The organism is Paenibacillus sp. DCT19 (assembly GCF_003268635.1).
Taxonomy (GTDB): domain Bacteria; phylum Bacillota; class Bacilli; order Paenibacillales; family Paenibacillaceae; genus Paenibacillus.
In genome coordinates this window covers 2,188,696-2,202,178 of record NZ_CP029639.1, presented here as the reverse complement: position 1 = coordinate 2,202,178, position 13,483 = coordinate 2,188,696, and the positions used below count along the sequence as shown (strand labels likewise).

Genomic DNA, 13,483 nt, shown 5'->3' with positions numbered 1-13,483 from the left:
GATTAGAAATTATTGGGTAAAGAAGAGAGAAATCAACTTTAAGGAGGAATTTTGCAATGAGAGCTGTTACGTTTCAAGGTATTAAGGATATTCAGGTGAAGCAGGTTGAAGATCCACGTTTGGAACAAAAGGATGACATTATCGTTCGCATTACCTCCACCGCAATATGTGGGTCTGATCTTCATATCTATCAGGGGGCTCTCCCCGCGCAAAAGGATTACGTTATCGGTCATGAACCCATGGGCATTGTGGAAGAGGTTGGTTCCGAAGTAACGAAGGTGAAAAAAGGAGATCGCGTCGTCTTGCCTTTTAACGTCTCCTGCGGAGACTGCTTCTATTGCAACCACGACATGGAGAGCCAATGCGATAATTCCAATCAGAATCCGGAAATTCATACCGGTGGTTATCTCGGCTTTACCGATCGTTACGGTAATTATCCCGGAGGGCAGGCAGAGCTGTTGCGTGTACCGTATGGGAATTTCATGCCATTTGTTATTCCTGAATCATGTGAATTGGAGGACGAGGCACTATTGTTCTTATCCGATGTGCTACCCACCGCATACTGGAGTGTAGAGAACGCTGGTGTAAAACCTGGGGATACCGTTACAGTGCTAGGAAGTGGTCCCATCGGGCTCATGACACAGAAGTTCTCTTGGATGAAGGGCGCGAAGCGAGTTATCGCTGTGGATCGTCTTCCCTACCGACTGGACAAGGCCAAACGCATGAATGATGCAGAAGTATATAATTTTGAAGAATACGACGATATGGGCGAGTATATCCGTGAAATCACTCAGGGAGGTACTGACGTTGTCATCGACTGTGTTGGCATGGACGGCAAGAAGTCGACGCTAGAGGAAATTGGGCAAAAGCTTAAACTTCATGGCGGTTCGCTCGGAGCCATTGAGATTGGCATGAAGGCCGTGCGGAAATTCGGTACTCTTCACCTTACCGGCGTCTACGGTTCCTCTTACAACATGTTCCCTCTGGGGAATCTGTTTGAACGAAACATCAATATAAAAATGGGACAAGCTCCTGTTATTCACTATATGCCAGAATTGTTCCGTAAAATCACGGCTGGAGAGTTTGATCCAACGGAAATTATCTCCCACCGCATTGCGCTAGAAAATGCCAGCGAAGCCTACAAAATCTTCAACGATCATGAAGACGAGTGTACCAAAGTCATCTTAAAACCGTAAATCAGATGTAGCTTAACATAGATCATGAACTGAAAATGAACTCTATCCCAAAATAGGTAGACACCCCATACAGATGATGGGTACGTCTACCTATTTGTCTTGGAAAATTAAACTAGAATAAGTACCTAAGATTACCCTCAAAGTATAATCACTGTGTGTACCAGTGGAATAAACTCCCTTTACAAACTATTAAGGTTTACGAGCCTGAATGTACACACTTTCTCCCTCAAAGCTTAGTAAACTCCCATCCGCTGATTTTTCAAGCTTAAAGTACTTATGAATCTGTTCTTCAGCATGTAACATGCTGGATTCCAACTCTCTCATTGCCTCTGCGGGCAAGGCAGCACGTTCACACCAGTCCGTAAACTGGAAAGGCTTCTCAAAGGTCACCATAGCGTCAATCCGGAAGCCTGCCTTTTCGAACATCGAGATCCATTCTGACTTACGCCAAGCACGACCGTGACTTGGATCACGCCATTTCTCAATATCATTATAAAAACGGTCATAAACATCACTTTCAGGTGCAACGTTATCAATGAACAGCAACTTACCACCTGGCTTCAAGACCCGTAATGATTCATTAACAAAAGCAGCAACGTCCGGAAAATGATGTGCAGCAATCCGAGAGGTTACGCGATCAAAGGTATTGTCCGGGAAAGGAAGCTGCTCCGCATCACCTGCTACAAAATCGACATTGGTATGTCCATTCCCATGAATAAATTGCTGGGCTACCTGTAACATTTCCTCGGTTAAATCTAATGCAGTCACACGGCTTACAAGCGGTGCCAATGCGTTCGCAACATGTCCTCCACCTGTAGCAATATCAAGTACGTTCATCGAAGAGTTCACTTCAGACGATGCAACCAGCCATGCTAGATCCTCACCCTTGGCATGCCGAGCACTCGTTACATACTTGTATGCATTACTGGCAAACTGCTTTTGAACCTGTCCTTTGATCTCATTAGACATAGAATGTCCTCCGTTCTGTTTGGTATGACTTCGCTGGATTTACACCTTAATGCATTTTTCTTTTGTTTCACTACTTCTATGTTTCATTGTATGAAACCATGTTTCATTAATTAACTATTAAATCATAACATACCCCTGAACAAAGTAACAATCAAAAAAGAGCACCTTCCGAGTAAACGTTACTCAGAAAGTGCTCATTTGATTATTAAGCTATTGTTGAACTTGTTTTATTATTTTACAACCTTAGGCAATTTCGACTTCCACAATCCCAGAATCAGACCTGAGATCACTGCACCAATTGCTACTGCAAGCAGGAACAACAGGGCATGGTTTGCCAAGAATGCAACGAAGATTCCTCCGTGTGGAGCCGGTACGTTAATACTCCATAATTGTGTCAGTCCACCCGCAACAGCCGAACCAAGGATACAAGATGTCAGTACACGAAGCGGATCAGCAGCTGCAAATGGAATCGCACCTTCTGTAATGAACGAGAATCCCAGTACGTAGTTCGTCAAACCGGATTTACGTTCTTGATCTGTAAACTTAGATTTGAAGAATGTTGTTGCTAAAGCAATCGCCAGTGGTGGTACCATACCGCCTGCCATAACAGCAGCCATCCAAGCACCATCTGTGTTACCACTGGATGTGAAGACACCAATCGCAAAAGTATATGCCGCTTTATTGAACGGTCCACCCATATCAATGGACATCATGCCACCAAGTAACAAGCCAAGCAGTACTGCATTACCTGTACCAATATTACCAAGTGCATCAACAAGCCATGTGTTCAGGGAACCGAAAATTGGATCAAAGATATAGTAACTCACGGCACCCACGATCAACAGACCAAGCACCGGGTACAACAGGATTGGTTTCAGACCATCAATTGCTTTTGGCAATCCTTTGAGTGCCTTACGCAGCCCAATGATGACATAACCTGCTAGGAAACCGGCAGCAAGTCCGCCAAGGAAACCAGCATTAGAGTTCACGGCCATCAAACCACCGACCATACCTGGCATTAAGGCTGGACGATCACCGATACTCATCGCGATAAAACCAGCAAGGACAGGGATCAAGAAGTGGAATGCACCTGTGCCACCACCGATTGTTTGCAGCAATTGTACAAGTGGGTTTTCCGGGCTTGCAATTTGCTCAATCAGGAAGGAAATCGCCAGCAGGATACCACCACCCACGACGAATGGAAGCATGTGAGAAATCCCGTTCATCAGGTCTTTGTAGATTTTGCTACCTACACTCATTTTACCTGCTGTGGCTTCGTCATTCTTGCCAGCTGCACCCTGACTACGATAGATCGGTGCATCGCCGTTAACGGCCTTGCGAATCAGTTCTTCGGATTTGCGGATACCGTCACTTACAGGTCTTTGCAGAACCGGCTTCCCATCAAAACGAGCCATCTCTACATTTTTGTCTGCTGCCACGATAACGCCTTTGGCACGAGCAATTTCATCAGCAGTCAGAACATTCTGAGCACCTTCAGAACCATTCGTCTCTACACGGATGTTAATGCCCATCTCTTGTGCTTTTTTCTTAAGTGCATCTTCTGCCATAAACGTGTGGGCGATGCCTGTTGGACACGCCGTAACCGCAACGACAAAGTCCTCAGAGTTAGCATTCCCAACAATCACACCAGAGGTTTGCTCTTTGTTAGCTGATGCATTAGCTGCCGCTGCGGCCGCTTTCTCTGCTTTTGCTTTCTCTTTAGCTTCCTCTTTCTTCGCCTCTTCAGCTTGCTTGGCATCGAACAATGCGCTAACTTCTGCTGGTGTATCCGTGCTCATCAACTGCGAGATGAAATCGCTATCAATCAACAACCTGGAAAGTGCAGCAAGTGTACGCAAATGTGTATTACCCGCACCTTCTGGTGCTGCAATCATGAAAAACACATGAGCTGGCTCGTCATCCAATGCTGCAAAGTCAAGACCTTTACGGCTTTTTGCAAATACAACCGTTGGTTCATTAACTGCAGATGTTTTGGCATGTGGCATAGCAATTCCGCCGCCAATACCTGTGCTGGATTCAGCTTCACGTTTATAGATCATCTCTTTGAACAATACGGGATCATTGATTCGTCCACTTTTGTTCAGACTCGCAATTAATTCATCAATCGCTTCATCTTTTGTTGTCGCTTGTAAATCCATGATCATCGTTTCTTGGATCATCAGATCTGTTATTCTCATTTTGGTACACTCCCTTAGGTTCAGTCGACCTGCATTCGCAGGCCGATCATGTATACAATGCAAACCTTCTGTAGATCAACTACAGTTTAGTAATGCTGACTTGCGTGCGTAATTCATCGATAAAATCTCTAGTGGCAAGGTCATCAGAGAACGCAGTAGCACTTCCAGATGCAACACCTGTACGGAAGGCTTCCAGCAAATCACCGTTCAGAACGTAAGTACCCACAAATCCACCAATCATGGAATCTCCGGCACCTACCGAGTTTTTAACGACACCTTTTGGAACATTGGCATGATGAACCTCTTCCTGCGTAATGAATAGTGCTCCCTCACCAGCCATGGAAATAAGGACATGCTTAGCGCCTGCTTCTAATAGTCTGCGACCATAGGTTATGAGTTCTTCACGAGTTTCAATCCTTACGCCGAACAGTTCTGCAAGTTCATGATGATTCGGCTTCACAAGCAATGGTTCATGGACAAGAGCCTCCATCAACGCCTTGCCTGTTGTATCAATTACGAACTCGGCGCCAGCTTGTTTACATACCTTGATCAAACGATCATAGAAATCAGACCCTAGAGCAGGTGGTACACTTCCCGAAAGAATAACGATATCCCCTTGCTGCAGTCCTGACATCTTCTGAAGCAATTGCTCTGACTCTTCGGAGCTAATCGCAGGCCCTAGTCCGTTGATCTCTGTCTCCTCACCATGCTTCAACTTAATATTGATGCGTGTGTCATCTGCAATGGTAACAAAATCAGTGCGGATCGCTTCTTCCTGCAATCGATCATTAATGAAACGTCCTGTGAATCCACCAAGGAATCCAAATGCTGTGTTTGTGGCACCAAGCTGATTCAGAATGCGGGATACGTTAATCCCTTTACCACCCGGAAGTTTCAAGTCCCGGTTCATTCGATTCAGTCCACCAAGTTTCAGATCATCCACTTCCACGATATAATCGATGGAAGGATTAAGTGTTAACGTATATATCATGTTATCCCTCGATTATTTTAGTTTTCTGGGCGATTAAGAGCCGCCAGTGTTCTGGTAACTGCTCCGTAATCAGATCTGCCTCTTCCAAATCAAACAATTTGGCAAAAGTTATTTCCCCGATTTTGCTGGAGTCAGCCAGCACGTAAGATTTTCCCGACAACTGATGTGCACGCCTTTTAATCAAGGCTTCCTCCGGATCGGGAGTTGTATACCCCATTTCGGCATCTACCCCGTTCGTTCCAAGGAAACATTTATCGAAGCGGAAATTATCCATGTTCTGTAACGCAATACTGCCAATCACAGCTTTTGTATGGATTTTCATCATGCCCCCAAGCAAGTAGCTGCGAATCCGCTTGCTTACCAAGGCTTCTACATGAGATAGTCCATTCGTCACAACCGTGACATCTTTTGCTTCAATAAATGGAATCATGGCAAGGGTCGTTGTCCCTGCATCGAGATAGACACATTCGCCATTTTGGATTTCCTGAGCAGCCAAACGAGCAATCGTCACCTTCTGTTGGATGTTTTTGAACGTTTTCTCTTCCATGCCAGGTTCCAATGACTTCTCATTCACCAATGCAGCGCCGCCATGAATCCGCTTGAGCATCTGACGACTTTCCAAATCGATAAGATCACGCCTGATTGTTGATTCAGAGGCGCCAAGTACATCGACAAGCTCCTGTAATTTCACAATTCCCTGTAAATGTAAGCGCTCTATAATTGCAGCATATCGTTCTTCAGTCAGCATCTTCATTCCTCCAACTGCTTCTATAGTATCATAAATCCAGCAAAAAACAATCATTTTCATTCAAAATAATTTATAAACCTTCAAAAACATGCAATTTTCGACGTGCTAACCTTTCAATATTGAACCATAATAACCCCAAACGTTCAAATTCATTCAAATCCTGAACTCTGGAGATTGAACCATAAATATTTACACTGACCACTCCTATGACAGAACAACCTTTCGATCGCTGTTATCCCCAGATTTTTTTGATTCCCTTTTTCAAAGGGAAAAATCCGGTGATAAAGGCGAACGCTTCGCTTCTTCACGTTATTTCTGTCCTCTCCGTTCTTGTGTAAATGTCTAGTTCAACGGATATAGATTCTATATTAGAACGATAAAAAATCCTGGAATGCAACGTTCTGCTGCACTACAGGATTTCCCTTTATCCATTCATCTGCGGTTTAGGCTTAAGCCACTGCCCCTCTTCATTGATGAACGCACCTTTGTAACGTCCCATCTCCAGTTGCTCAATCAGCTTACCCTCGTCGATTGCCAAAATTTCTGCCAACTGGGCTGACGTGTAGTATTGATTCGGATCATAGTTTATAAGTATAGGCACAGCAGTATCATATAATTCTCTGATCAAATTCTCGAATGAACTTCGTCCAAGGTTCTCCATATTCTTAAAATCATTCAAGTATTGAGACACCAGGTTGTGAAACGACTTATTCCCCAGATTCATCCATACTGTATTACATGCCTGAACACTCATGTAGTTTTTCTCTACATCGAAAAATTGAACCTCTTCAATCTTCATATACTTTTCTTGAAAGGCAACGATTTTAATAATCGGTACGTTACGCTGCCGCGAAGCTTTTTTTAGATGTGCTCTGAATTGTTCATAACTCATTTGAACCTCAACCATGTCTAGTACATACACCTGCCTTCTAACGTGTTCCAATCGACATTTTACAACAAATCGTCGGGAAGTGTAAGATTATCGCACAAAAAAAGCAAAAAAACGTATGCTGATGCCTCGCACACGTTTAGTATACTCAACTAAATGTATTCTGAAGTTACCGGGTAATATTAAATGATTCGAGTCTCGAACAGACCTAAATCACTCTACAAATTCCTATCGCTTCAAAATGACTTTCATTTCAGTGAAGCATTCTCTGCCCATGTGGCTGTGAACTCCTGCTCATTATAAGCAAAAAAGCGTTGTAATATCATATCTCGATCGTCCAAAAAGAGCTGATCCGCTATGGCGGATACTAACTTCGGGATTGCACTTCTTGTTCCCGATATAGCCGACGCGGATAAGCCGCAGCTTGCCAGTGCAGAATAATTGAATACAAAGAGTCCGTGTAACTTAGAAGCTCCCTCCTCATCTCGACTTGTCAGCGCAAAGCCTGGAGTTAAATAAGGGTGGGCATCAAGTAAAGCATTGCGATGTTCTACAGGTGCCTCGTAACGGTCTTCCCAGCGTGCTATATGCCCTTCCACTAATTTCAGCTCTGGACGAAGAGCCGGATCACTGATCAAGCCTGTGCTAATCACTAGAAAATCAAACGTGAAGTTTCCTTGCTCTGTTGTGATAATTACCTCATTGCCTTGAACCTGGACATTCTGCCATGGCGAGTTCAGATGTAGTCTGAATCCAGGCCAGACCGCTGCTCGATTAAACGTATCATTCGTTGGCGGCTGATTAAACTTGAAGAAATGTGAGATGACCGCATATTTATCTGATGTAGGCAGGGCATGGAAACGTTCAATCATGCCTGACTGCTCCATCTGACGAATCGGATTCACACGGGGAAGCTGTTCTCGGCGTACGAATACATGGGCTTCTGCCACACCGGTAGCGAGCGCATGGCTTGCATTATCAAAAGCAGAGGCGCCCCCACCAAGCACAGCAATCTTTTTCCCCTTCATTCGTTCAAAATCAATCACTTCAGAAGTATGTGCATACAGCTCCCGAGGCAACTTATCTGCAATCATCGGCGGCACATGCCACTCGCCTCCCCCTTGAATTCCAGTCGCAAGCACCACTTTACGTGCAAGGATGATATCTTTATGTCCTGCTCTATTTACCCGAAGTCGGTATACTCCATGTTCCGTAGGCTCAACCAGTGTCAATTTCACCTCATTCATCACAGGAAGCTTCAATACTTTCCGGTACCAGCGTAAATAGTTCATCCAATCCCCACGGGGAATTTTATCTACCTCTTCCCAGCCATCACGCCCGGTCTGCGCTTCCCACCAGGAACGAAAGGTTAACGATGGGATGCCCAGATCAATGGAGGTCAGATGTTTGGGCGTACGCAACGTAACCATTCGTGCATATGTCTCCCAAGGCCCTTCGAATCCAGCTTCGTTCTCGTCAATAACAACGATGTTGGAGATTCGTTCACGAAGAAGGCCAAACGCAGCCCCAAGTCCACTCTGTCCCGCGCCCACAATAACGACATCATACACATGACCTTCTGTATGTTCTCTTGTACACGTCCAGTCTGCACCACCATATGACAAACAAGCAAGATCATGCATAACACGTTCATTCAATGTTTCAAGGCTCACAACGCATCAACCCTTTCCTGGTGCAAGACTGTCAGTTTATTTTTCATTCATTGTTCGTTTTGTTCGTTTTCCTCATTATTTCTCATGTCCGTATGGAAATAGATTAGCGTTATTATATGAGTTGTGATACTTCATTTGAAGTTGATGATAGATTTCTTGTCATTAAGTCTAAAAATAAGGATCATACTTGTTAATTTACACGAAGCACCTCATCAAAGATGGAGATAGCTGGTTTACTTTTCTTCCTCGTACAAGTAAGTCTACAAATACAAAAAAAAGACAGACCAAGAAATTACCTTGATCTGTCTTCACTATGAGTCTAATGCTCCGTCTGTTTACGGCGCTGCACTTTTTCAATAATTAATTTCTCAGGTGTCACGTCATTGCCCAGTGGATCGACAACGGACACGCCTAACATGGTTGTAAGTACTTGACCTCGAATCGCCTGCAAATACTCTTTTCTCAGTTCTTGCTGTTCTTGTTGTTCTGCTTGCGTCAGCCCAGTGCTGCTACGTTGTTTTCTACTTAATTCGTTGATACGTCCCAAAATAGGAATCATGACATTCACCTCACTTTTGTTACTGCAATGTTCAAACAGATATTTCGAATATCTTCAAACTAAGTTAATACAACTTTACGGATTTGTCTATAGGCTCATGGCTCTGAAACAGTAATCAGGTCATCTGGTGTACTGACCATACAATTCCATTTGTTGCACCGCTACCTAGATTTAACGTGACCGTCAATCCATTTGCAGCATAGAACAACCCAATCACATCTCCTGCGTTTAATTCCACTTCCACTGCTAATGTAACCGAACTGCTTCCTAGGACCGCGCGTAGCGTTAGTAGTGTAACCGCCACATTCAAAATCGGTAATAATCCACTAACCAGTGTCGTTACTGTGGGGGATGTTCTTTGGACAAGAAAAGCAGGGTTAACCCCAGCACCTAACGATAAGGCTATGGCCGCGGTCGTTGCATAATTGATTGTAGCTTCAATAGAATACCTTCCCGTCACGGGAACTGTATAATTGCCTGTCGTTGCATTAAAGCTGGCATTGCCGTAATAAGGACTAGTAGTCGTCCAGTTGGTTAACTGAGTACTTGTTGCTGTAGAAAGAGTTGCAAGGAATGCAGAGAAACCTTGTGTGGCAAAGTTCGGTCCCGTCGCACCTGTTGCTCCTGTACTTCCTGTTGCACCAGTTATACCTGTGGTTCCTGTGGTTCCTGTGGTTCCTGTGGTTCCTGTGGTTCCTGTCGCGCCCGTTGTTCCCGTCGCTCCTGTAGTGCCCGTTGCACCGGTTGCTCCTGTTATTCCTACTCCCGTACTTCCCGTTGCTCCGGTAACTCCCGTCTCACCTGCAATGCCAGTTGCACCAGTCGCTCCCGTTATACCTACACCTGTACTTCCTGTTGCTCCTGTGTTTCCTGGTCCTCCCGTGGTTCCTGTATTCCCTGTAGCTCCTGTTGTGCCGGTGCTTCCAGTTGAGCCGGTATCACCTGTCGTTCCTACCAAACCTGTGGCTCCGGTTGCTCCTGTTATTCCCACACCTGTGCTTCCCGTTGCTCCAGTGTCTCCTGTCGCACCTGCAATACCGGTAACTCCTGTCGCTCCCGTGAGTCCCGTCACGCCTGTAGTGCCAGTCGCACCTGTTGCTCCTGCTATTCCTACTCCTGTACTTCCCGTTACTCCGGTGATCCCCGTCGTTCCTGTAGTACCGGTCGCACCTGTCGCTCCCGTTATACCTTCACCCGTAATTCCCGTTACTCCGGTAACTCCCGTCGCACCTGCAATGCCGGTTGCACCAGTCGCTCCTGTAATACCGACACCCGTACTTCCCGTTGCTCCGGTGATTCCCGTCGTGCCAGTAGTGCCGGTCGCACCTGTTGCTCCGGTTACACCTACTCCCGTACTTCCGGTTACACCGGTGGCTCCCGTCGCTCCTGTAGTGCCCGTTGCACCGGTTGCTCCCGTTATTCCGACACCCGTACTTCCTGTTGTTCCGGTAACTCCCGTCACGCCTGCAATGCCGGTTGCACCAGTTGCTCCTGTAATACCGACACCCGTACTTCCTGTTGATCCGGTAACCCCCGTCTCACCTGCAGTACCAGTTGCACCAGTTGCTCCCGTACTTCCCGTTGCTCCAGTGATTCCCGTCGTGCCAGTAGTGCCGGTCGCACCTGTTGCTCCGGTTACACCTACTCCCGTACTTCCGGTTACACCGGTGGCTCCCGTCGCTCCTGTAGTGCCCGTTGCACCGGTTGCTCCCGTTATTCCGACACCCGTACTTCCTGTTGTTCCGGTAACTCCCGTCTCACCTGCAGTACCGGTTGCACCAGTTGCTCCCGTTATCCCTAGTCCTGTACTTCCGGTTGCTCCGGTGACTCCTGTGGTTCCTGTAGTACCGGTCGCACCTGTCGCTCCTGTTATACTCACACCTGTACTTCCTGTTGCTCCGGTGATTCCCGTCGTTCCTGCAGTACCGGTCGCACCGGTTGCTCCCGTTATTCCTTCACCTGTACTTCCTGTTGCTCCGGTAACTCCTGTCGCACCTGCAGTCCCGGTTGCACCCGTCGCTCCTGTTATTCCTTCACCCGTGCTTCCGGTTACTCCGGTAACCCCAGTTGTACCTGTAATGCCGGTCGCACCAGTCGCTCCTGTTATACTTACTCCTGTACTTCCCGTTGCTCCGGTGATCCCCGTCGGGCCTGTAGTACCGGTCGCACCAGTTGCCCCGGTTATTCCTACTCCTGTACTTCCTGTTACTCCAGTAACTCCCGTCTCACCTGCAGTGCCGGTCGCACCAGTTGCTCCCGTTATACCTTCACCCGTACTTCCCGTTACTCCGGTGACTCCCGTCGTTCCTGTAGTGCCCGTTGCACCAGTTACTCCCGTTATACCCACACCCGTACTTCCTGTTGATCCGGTTACTCCCGTCACGCCTGTAGCACCGGTCGCACCAGTGGCTCCGGTTATACCAACACCTGTACTTCCTGTTACTCCGGTAACCCCAGTTGTACCTGTAATGCCCGTCGCTCCTGTTATACCCACACCTGTACTTCCTGTTGCTCCAGTTACCCCTGTTGTGCCTGCAGTACCTGTTGCACCAGTCACTCCTGTTATTCCTTCACCCGTACTTCCGGTTACTCCAGTGACTCCCGTAGTTCCTGTTGTTCCGGTAACTCCCGTCACGCCTGTAGCACCGGTCGCACCAATGGCTCCGGTTATACCGACACCCGTGCTTCCGGTTGATCCGGTAACTCCCGTCGCACCTGTAATGCCGGTTGCACCAGTCGCTCCGGTTATTCCTTCGCCCGTGCTTCCGGTTACTCCGGTAACTCCCGTCGCACCTGTTGCACCGGTCACACCAGTCGCTCCGGTTATTCCTTCACCCGTGCTTCCGGTTACTCCGGTAACTCCCGTCGCACCTGTTGCACCGGTCACACCAGTCGCTCCCGTTATACTTTCACCCGTGCTTCCTATTGCTCCGGTAACTCCCGTTGTTCCTGTAGCACCGGTCGCACCAGTCGCTCCGGTTATTCCTTCGCCTGTACTTCCCGTTGCTCCAGTAACCCCCGTCGCACCTGCAGTTCCGGTTGCACCTGTTGCCCCTGTTATTCCTAAACCCGTACTCCCTGTTGCACCGGACACACCAGTCGCTCCCGTTATACTTTCACCCGTACTTCCTATTGCTCCGGTAACTCCCGTCACGCCTGTAGCACCTGTAGTTCCAGTCACACCAGTTGCTCCCGTTATTCCGGTTACTCCAGTAACCCCTGTTGTGCCAGTCGCACCAGTTGCTCCTGTTATTCCTACGCCCGTACTTCCTGTTGCTCCGGTGACTCCCGTTGTTCCTGTAGTACCGGTTGCACCTGTTGTTCCCGTTATACTTTCACCCGTATTTCCAGTGACTCCAGTACTTCCTGTTGCACCCGTTGCCCCTGTTATACCGACACCTGTACTTCCTGTTACTCCAGTGACTCCCGTCGCGCCTGCAGTACCGGTTGCACCAGTTGCTCCCGTTGTGCCTACTCCCGTACTTCCTGTTGATCCAGTGACTCCCGTCACGCCTGTAGTTCCAGTCGCACCGGTAGCTCCCGTTATACTTTCACCTGTACTTCCGGTTACTCCAGTAACTCCCGTTGTTCCTGTAGAGCCGGTCGCACCAGTTGCTCCCGTTATACTTTCGCCTGTACTTCCGGTTACTCCAGTAACTCCCGTTGTTCCTGTAGAGCCGGTCGCACCAGTCGCTCCGGTTATTCCTTCACCCGTGCTTCCGGTTACTCCGGTAACTCCCGTCGCGCCTGCAGTGCCTGTTGCACCAGTTGCCCCCGTTGTTCCTTCACCCGTACTTCCGGTTACTCCAGTAAATCCCGTTGTTCCTGTAGAGCCGGTCGCACCAGTCGCTCCTGTTATTCCTTCACCCGTGCTTCCGGTTACTCCGGTAACCCCAGTTGTACCTGTAATGCCCGTCGCACCAGTCGCTCCTGTTATTCCTTCACCCGTACTTCCAGTTGCTCCGGTGACTCCCGTAGTTCCTGTAGAGCCAGTTGCACCAGTCGCTCCTGTTATACTTTCACCCGCACTACCTGTTGCCCCGGTGACTCCCGTGGCACCTGTTGAACCACTACTTCCTGTTACAACGGTTAAACCTGTGGTTCCAGTGATTCCTGTTATACCTATAGTACCAGTCGCGCCCGTAGCTCCGGTTACTCCAGTAATACCAGTAACTCCTGTTGAGCCGGTAACACCGGTCGTACCTACCAAGCCTGTAGCTCCCGTTTTTCCGGTAGTACCAGTTGCTCCAGTACTTCCCC

The 13,483-nt window shown here is 47.7% G+C and carries 9 protein-coding genes; 1 reads left to right on the top strand and 8 read right to left on the bottom strand.

Annotated elements, in window-relative coordinates; all coding sequences use genetic code 11:
• Window positions 1-56 precede the first annotated feature (56 nt).
• The gene (locus DMB88_RS09905) at window positions 57-1,196 is read left to right on the top strand and encodes a zinc-dependent alcohol dehydrogenase (protein WP_128101222.1); all 1,140 of its coding nucleotides are present in this window, start codon (window positions 57-59) and stop codon (window positions 1,194-1,196) included.
• Between the two features lie 189 nt (window positions 1,197-1,385).
• Here DMB88_RS09905 and DMB88_RS09900 read toward each other — a convergent pair whose 3' ends face one another.
• The 8 genes from DMB88_RS09900 to DMB88_RS31725 form a co-directional block, all read right to left on the bottom strand.
• Window positions 1,386-2,165, bottom strand: coding sequence for a class I SAM-dependent methyltransferase (locus DMB88_RS09900; protein WP_128101221.1), 780 nt, complete (start codon window positions 2,163-2,165; stop codon window positions 1,386-1,388).
• Between the two features lie 230 nt (window positions 2,166-2,395).
• A complete protein-coding gene (locus tag DMB88_RS09895; RefSeq protein ID WP_128101220.1) occupies window positions 2,396-4,363 on the bottom strand; it encodes a PTS fructose transporter subunit IIABC in 1,968 nt (655 codons plus the stop codon).
• A 79-nt stretch (window positions 4,364-4,442) separates the two neighbouring features.
• Window positions 4,443-5,354, bottom strand: a complete 912-nt coding sequence (pfkB, locus tag DMB88_RS09890) for a 1-phosphofructokinase (protein ID WP_128101219.1) — start codon at window positions 5,352-5,354, stop codon at window positions 4,443-4,445.
• A gap of 1 nt (window position 5,355) precedes the next feature.
• Window positions 5,356-6,102, bottom strand: coding sequence for a DeoR/GlpR family DNA-binding transcription regulator (locus tag DMB88_RS09885; RefSeq protein WP_128101218.1), 747 nt, complete (start codon window positions 6,100-6,102; stop codon window positions 5,356-5,358).
• 424 nt (window positions 6,103-6,526) lie between these two features.
• Window positions 6,527-7,009, bottom strand: a complete 483-nt coding sequence (locus DMB88_RS09880; RefSeq protein WP_128101217.1) for a hypothetical protein — start codon at window positions 7,007-7,009, stop codon at window positions 6,527-6,529.
• Between the two features lie 230 nt (window positions 7,010-7,239).
• A complete protein-coding gene (locus tag DMB88_RS09875) occupies window positions 7,240-8,664 on the bottom strand; it encodes an NAD(P)-binding domain-containing protein (RefSeq protein WP_302476287.1) in 1,425 nt (474 codons plus the stop codon).
• Window positions 8,665-8,983: 319 nt separating this feature from the next.
• The gene (locus DMB88_RS09870; RefSeq protein ID WP_128101216.1) at window positions 8,984-9,223 is read right to left on the bottom strand and encodes a DUF896 domain-containing protein; all 240 of its coding nucleotides are present in this window, start codon (window positions 9,221-9,223) and stop codon (window positions 8,984-8,986) included.
• A gap of 115 nt (window positions 9,224-9,338) precedes the next feature.
• On the bottom strand, window positions 9,339-13,433 hold the full coding sequence (locus DMB88_RS31725; protein ID WP_302476286.1) for a beta strand repeat-containing protein: 4,095 nt from the start codon (window positions 13,431-13,433) through the stop codon (window positions 9,339-9,341).
• Window positions 13,434-13,483: the final 50 nt, after the last annotated feature.

Excerpts from the sequence above, each read along its gene's own strand:
- DMB88_RS09905 (WP_128101222.1), top strand. The coding sequence starts at position 57 with ATGAGAGCTGTTACGTTTCAAGGTATTAAGGATATTCAGGTGAAGCAG.
- DMB88_RS09885 (WP_128101218.1), bottom strand. The coding sequence starts at position 6,102 with ATGCTGACTGAAGAACGATATGCTGCAATTATAGAGCGCTTACATTTA.
- DMB88_RS09895 (WP_128101220.1), bottom strand. The coding sequence starts at position 4,363 with ATGAGAATAACAGATCTGATGATCCAAGAAACGATGATCATGGATTTA.
- DMB88_RS09870 (WP_128101216.1), bottom strand. The coding sequence starts at position 9,223 with ATGATTCCTATTTTGGGACGTATCAACGAATTAAGTAGAAAACAACGT.
- DMB88_RS09880 (WP_128101217.1), bottom strand. The coding sequence starts at position 7,009 with ATGGTTGAGGTTCAAATGAGTTATGAACAATTCAGAGCACATCTAAAA.
- pfkB (WP_128101219.1), bottom strand. The coding sequence starts at position 5,354 with ATGATATATACGTTAACACTTAATCCTTCCATCGATTATATCGTGGAA.
- DMB88_RS09900 (WP_128101221.1), bottom strand. The coding sequence starts at position 2,165 with ATGTCTAATGAGATCAAAGGACAGGTTCAAAAGCAGTTTGCCAGTAAT.